Source organism: Kluyvera sp., from assembly GCF_965301105.1.
The window spans coordinates 1-5570 of the sequence record NZ_CBDKZX010000137.1 but is presented as its reverse complement, the minus strand read 5'-3'; the positions used below and the strand labels follow the sequence as shown (position 1 = coordinate 5570).

7 protein-coding genes are annotated in these 5570 nt (G+C 57.3%); 6 read left to right on the top strand and 1 reads right to left on the bottom strand.

The window, feature by feature from the left end; all coding sequences use genetic code 11:
* Nucleotides 1–2 precede the first annotated feature (2 nt).
* On the top strand, nt 3–476 hold the full coding sequence (gene sixA, locus ACW14G_RS22030; RefSeq protein ID WP_455648807.1) for a phosphohistidine phosphatase SixA: 474 nt from the start codon (nt 3–5) through the stop codon (nt 474–476).
* Between the two features lie 65 nt (nt 477–541).
* Here sixA and smrB read toward each other — a convergent pair whose 3' ends face one another.
* Nucleotides 542–1093 carry an endonuclease SmrB gene (gene smrB / locus ACW14G_RS22025; protein ID WP_064543774.1) on the bottom strand — a complete coding sequence of 184 codons (552 nt, stop codon included), beginning with the start codon at nt 1091–1093 and terminating at the stop codon, nt 542–544.
* 164 nt (nt 1094–1257) lie between these two features.
* Here smrB and prmB point away from each other — a divergent pair, with 164 nt between their 5' ends.
* Genes prmB through ACW14G_RS22000 form a run of 5 tightly spaced genes read left to right on the top strand, consistent with a single transcriptional unit; the run spans nt 1258 to nt 5500 of the window.
* A complete protein-coding gene (gene prmB / locus ACW14G_RS22020; RefSeq protein WP_249022954.1) occupies nt 1258–2190 on the top strand; it encodes a 50S ribosomal protein L3 N(5)-glutamine methyltransferase in 933 nt (310 codons plus the stop codon).
* A gap of 43 nt (nt 2191–2233) precedes the next feature.
* Entirely contained in the window at nt 2234–3319 is a 1086-nt protein-coding gene (gene aroC, locus ACW14G_RS22015; RefSeq protein WP_249022955.1) for a chorismate synthase, read from the top strand.
* A 2-nt stretch (nt 3320–3321) separates the two neighbouring features.
* Nucleotides 3322–4146: a penicillin-insensitive murein endopeptidase gene (gene mepA, locus ACW14G_RS22010; RefSeq protein ID WP_163448760.1), complete on the top strand. Its 825-nt coding sequence runs from the start codon at nt 3322–3324 to the stop codon at nt 4144–4146.
* Nucleotides 4146–4955 (top strand): sulfite exporter TauE/SafE family protein, encoded by an 810-nt coding sequence (locus tag ACW14G_RS22005; RefSeq protein ID WP_223803061.1) that lies wholly within the window; start codon nt 4146–4148, stop codon nt 4953–4955. Before mepA ends, ACW14G_RS22005 begins: the two co-directional genes overlap by 1 nt.
* Nucleotides 4955–5500: an elongation factor P hydroxylase gene (locus ACW14G_RS22000; RefSeq protein WP_223803060.1), complete on the top strand. Its 546-nt coding sequence runs from the start codon at nt 4955–4957 to the stop codon at nt 5498–5500. Before ACW14G_RS22005 ends, ACW14G_RS22000 begins: the two co-directional genes overlap by 1 nt.
* The last annotated feature ends 70 nt before the right edge of the window (nt 5501–5570 follow it).

Genomic DNA, 5570 nt, shown 5'->3' with positions numbered 1-5570 from the left:
TTATTATGCGTCACGGCGACGCTGCCCTCGATGCAGCCAGTGACTCGGTTCGTCCTCTGACCGGCTGTGGTTGTGATGAATCTCGTCAGATGGCAACCTGGTTGAAAAACCAAAAAGTGGATATCGGTCGCGTTCTGGTGAGCCCATATCTGCGTGCGGAACAGACGCTGGAAGTGGTAGGGGAATGTATGAACCTGCCAAAAGAGGTGGATGTTTTGCCCGAGTTGACGCCGTGCGGCGATATCGGTCTGGTCAGCGCCTATCTCGGGGCATTAGCGAATGAAGGCGTGTCATCGGTGCTGGTGATTTCTCACCTGCCGTTGGTGGGTTACCTGGTCGCTGAGCTCTGCCCTGGCGAAGTTCCGCCAATGTTCACCACCTCCGCCATTGCCAGCGTCACCCTCGACGCTAACGGTAAAGGCACCCTGAACTGGCAAATGAGTCCCTGCAATCTCAAAATGGCCAAAGCGATTTAACGCGATCGCCATCTGTGCCTTCTCTGTAGGCCGGATGGCGCTGCGCTTATCCGGCCTACGTTGACTTACGGCAGCTCCGGCGGCAGCCACTCTTCTACTTCAATCAGCACCAGCAGCGCGGCGTCGCCGCCATACTCTTTCGATGCCTGATGAAAGGCCATCACGTGCGGATGTTGGGCCAGCCACAGCGGCGTCTGCTGTTTGAGAATATGTTTACCGTGACCATGCATGACGCAGGCACAGAACACATGTTCGCGGCGGCAGGCGGCGATCAGCGCGCCCAGTTCCTGCTTGGCCTGCATCTGCGTTAAGCCGTGTAGATCGAGGAACAGCTCGGGCGAGTAGTCGCCGCGACGTAGCTTCTTCAGCTCAAAATGGCTGACATCCTGGCGCACGTATTTTACCGGCCCGTTAGTATTGAGCAGCGGCTGGAATTCGTCGGAAAAATAGTGGCTGTTGTCCGCCTGCTCCTGCAATAAACGTTTAGGCGGCACTTCGCTGATTTTCTTACGCTGCGGGCGGTGGACAATGGTGTCCTGCTTTATTTTGCGCGTGCCCGTCATCAGCTGCTGGAAGAGCGCCTGATCCTCCTCGCTCAATGAGTTTTTGTTTTTCATCGATTCTTCTCAAATTCGCATTTTTATCTAGTTTACCTTTTCGTTGTCCTTCCTGCAGCGAAAACGCTTTTTTCCCCGCGCCCTACGCAAGAATGCTGATTTATCGCCGTCTTCATGGCAAACTAGCCGCCGAATTTACCCCGACGCATGCCCTGGAGGACAACGTGGATAAGATTTTTGTTGAAGAAGCAGTCAATGAGCTGCACACCATTCAGGACATGCTGCGCTGGGCGGTAAGCCGCTTTAGCGCGGCCGAAATCTGGTACGGTCACGGAACCGATAACCCGTGGGATGAAGCCGTCCAGCTGGTATTGCCGACGCTGTACCTGCCGCTCGATATTCCGGAAGATATGCGCAACGCGCGCCTGACCACCAGTGAAAAACAGCTGATCGTCGAGCGCGTGATTCGTCGCGTCAACGAGCGTATCCCGGTAGCTTACCTGACCAATAAAGCCTGGTTCTGCGGCCATGAATTCTACGTTGACGATCGCGTGCTGGTGCCGCGCTCGCCGATTGGCGAGCTGATCAACAATCGCTTTGCCGGCCTGATTAACCATCGTCCTGAGCATATTCTCGATATGTGCACCGGCAGCGGCTGCATCGCGATTGCCTGCGCCTATGCCTTCCCGGAAGCGGAAGTTGACGCTATCGACGTCTCCACCGACGCGCTGGCCGTGACCGAATACAACATCGAAGAGCACGGCATGATCCACAACGTCACGCCGATCCGCTCCGATCTGTTCCGTGACGCGCCCCGATTGCAGTACGACCTGATCGTCACTAATCCGCCGTACGTGGACGAAGAAGATATGTCCGATCTGCCGTCAGAATATCGCCACGAGCCCGAGCTGGGCCTGGCCTCCGGCTCCGACGGCCTGCACCTGACCCGCCGCATCCTCGGCTGCGCGCCGGATTATCTGACCGACGAAGGTATTCTGATTTGTGAAGTGGGTAACAGCATGGTACATCTGATGGACCAATATCCGGATGTTCCGTTCACCTGGCTTGAGTTTGATAACGGCGGTGACGGCGTCTTTATGCTGACCAAAGCGCAGTTGGTTGCCGCGCAGAACCACTTCGGGCAGTACAAAGACTGATTTATCCAGCACGCAACAACAGAACAACGATAACGGAGCCGTGATGGCAGGAAATACAATTGGACAACTCTTTCGCGTAACCACCTTTGGCGAGTCGCACGGCCTGGCGCTGGGCTGCATCGTTGACGGCGTGCCGCCCGGCATTCCGTTAACCGAAGCGGATCTCCAGCACGACCTGGACCGTCGTCGCCCGGGTACGTCGCGCTACACCACCCAACGTCGCGAACCGGATCAGGTGAAAATCCTCTCTGGCGTATTCGAAGGCGTGACCACCGGCACCAGTATCGGCCTGCTGATTGAAAACACCGATCAGCGCTCGCAGGACTACGGCGCCATTAAGGACGTCTTCCGTCCGGGGCACGCCGATTACACCTACGAGCAGAAATACGGCCTGCGTGACTATCGCGGCGGCGGACGTTCTTCCGCCCGTGAAACGGCGATGCGCGTGGCGGCAGGGGCGATTGCCAAGAAATTCCTCGCGGCGAAGTTTGGTATCGTCATTCGCGGCTGCCTGACCCAGATGGGCGATATTCCGCTGGCGATTAAAGACTGGGATCAGGTTGAACAGAACCCGTTCTTCTGCCCGGATCCGGACAAAATCGACGCCCTGGATGAACTGATGCGCGGCCTCAAAAAAGAGGGCGACTCTATTGGCGCGAAGGTCACCGTCGTGGCTGACGGCGTACCGGCGGGCCTCGGCGAGCCGGTATTCGATCGTCTGGACGCGGACATTGCCCATGCGCTGATGAGCATCAACGCGGTGAAAGGCGTGGAAATTGGCGACGGTTTTGAGGTGGTCAAACTGCGCGGCAGCGAAAACCGCGACGAAATTACCAAAGCCGGTTTCCAGAGCAACCATGCGGGCGGTATTCTGGGCGGTATCAGCAGCGGCCAGCAGATTGTGGCCAATATTGCGCTGAAGCCGACCTCGAGCATTACCGTTCCGGGCAAGACGATCGATCGCTTTGGCGAGGAAGTCGAGATGATCACCAAAGGTCGTCACGATCCTTGTGTGGGTATCCGCGCGGTGCCGATCGCTGAAGCGATGCTGGCAATCGTGCTGATGGATCACTTTATGCGCCAACGCGCGCAAAACGCCGATGTGATGACCTCAATTCCACGCTGGTAAACATGAGAAAAACCGTTATTGCGCTGCTGGCTCTGGTGGCCAGCAGCACCGCGCTGGCGGCAACGCCGTGGCAAAAAATCACGCAACCTATTAACGGTAGCGCCCAGTCTATCGGGGCGTTTGCTAACGGCTGTATCGTCGGTGCCGAAGCGCTGCCGTTGCAGTCGGAAACCTACCAGGTGATGCGTACCGATCAGCGCCGCTACTTTGGCCATCCCGATCTGGTGCAGTTTATCCAGCGTCTGGGCCGTAACGTGCAGCAGCACGGAATGGGGACGATGCTGATTGGCGACATGGGGATGCCAGCGGGCGGGCGCTTTAACGGCGGACACGCCAGCCACCAGAGTGGGCTGGATGTCGATATTTTCCTGCAATTACCGAAAACGCGCTGGAGCTCGTCGCAGTTGCTGAAGCCGCAGGCGCTGGATTTGGTCCGCGCCGACGGTAAAGGCGTGTCGCCTGCGCTATGGAAACCGGAGATTGGTCAACTGATCAAGCTGGCGGCGCAAGACAGCGAGGTGACGCGCATTTTCGTCAACCCGGCGATTAAACAACAGCTGTGCCTGGAAGCCGGCAGCGATCGCGACTGGCTGCGTAAAGTGCGCCCGTGGTTCCAGCACCGCGCCCACATGCACGTCCGGCTGAAATGCCCGGCCAACAGCTTCGAGTGTGAAGAGCAGGCGCCACCGCCTGCGGGCGACGGCTGCGGCGCTGAGCTGCAAAGCTGGTTCGAACCGCCAAAACCTGGCACCACCAAACCTGTGAAGAAGACGCCTCCACCGTTGCCGCCTTCCTGCCAGGCGCTACTGGATGAACACGTACTCTGATGGACAGTTTCTCCGCGTTATTTATGGTTGAGCCGCTGATGCTGGTGGCGCTTTTTTTCATCGCCATTCTTGCGGGCTTTATTGACTCTCTGGCGGGCGGCGGCGGTTTGCTGACCGTCCCGGCGCTGATGGCTGCGGGCATGCCGCCCGCGCAGGCGCTGGCGACCAATAAGCTCCAGGCCTGCGGCGGCTCGCTTTCCGCCTCGCTGTACTTCATTCGCCGCAAGGTGGTGAATCTGGCCGATCAGAAGCTCAATATTTTGATGACCTTCATTGGTTCAATGAGCGGCGCGCTGCTGGTACAGCACGTACAGTCTGACGTTCTGCGCCAGATCCTGCCGATTCTGGTGATTGGCATTGGTCTCTATTTCCTGCTGATGCCAAAGCTTGGCGAAGCGGACCGTCAGCAGCGTCTGTACGGCCTGCCGTTTGCGCTGGTGGCCGGCGGCTGCGTGGGCTTTTATGACGGTTTCTTCGGACCCGGCGCGGGCTCATTTTACGCGCTGGCATTCGTCACGCTGATGGGCTTTAATCTTGCCAAATCCACGGCACACGCCAAAGTGCTGAACGCGACGTCAAATATCGGCGGGCTGCTGCTGTTTATTCTTGGCGGCAAGGTCATCTGGGCAACTGGCTTTGTGATGATGATTGGCCAATTTTTCGGCGCGCGCATGGGCTCGCGCTTAGTGTTAAGCAAAGGGCAGTCGCTCATTCGCCCAATGATCGTCATTGTTTCGGCGGTTATGAGCGCCAAGCTGCTCTACGACAGCCATGGACAGGAAATCCTTCAGTGGTTAGGGATGAGCTAATGACAAAGACGCATGACTACCAGCAGTTGATCGCCATCTTCGATGAATGCTTTGCCGACGAGTTTAATACTCGTCTGATTAAAGGCGACGACGAACCCATCTATCTTCCGGCAGATGACGAAGTGCCTTACAACCGTATCGTTTTCGCTCACGGTTTTTTTGCCAGCGCGCTGCACGAAATTTCTCACTGGTGTATTGCCGGCAAGGCGCGCCGCGAGCAGGTTGATTTTGGTTACTGGTACTGTCCGGACGGGCGCGATGCTAAAACCCAGGGGCAGTTTGAAGACGTTGAGGTAAAACCGCAGGCTTTTGACTGGCTGTTCTGCGTGGCGGCGGGCTTCCCGTTCAACGTTAGCTGCGACAACCTGGAGGGTGATTTTGAGCCGGATCGCATCGTCTTTCAGCGGCGTGTTCACGCGCAGGTGATGACCTATCTTGACGAGGGCATTCCGCCGCGCCCGGCCAAATTTATCCAGGCCCTACAGAATTATTACCAGACGCCGAGCCTAACGGCGGAACACTTCCCATGGCCGGAGGATCTCTAAGCCATGTTACAGAAAGAGGAAAGAAGATGATCGCGGAGTTTGAAGCACGCATTCTGGCGTTAATTGATGA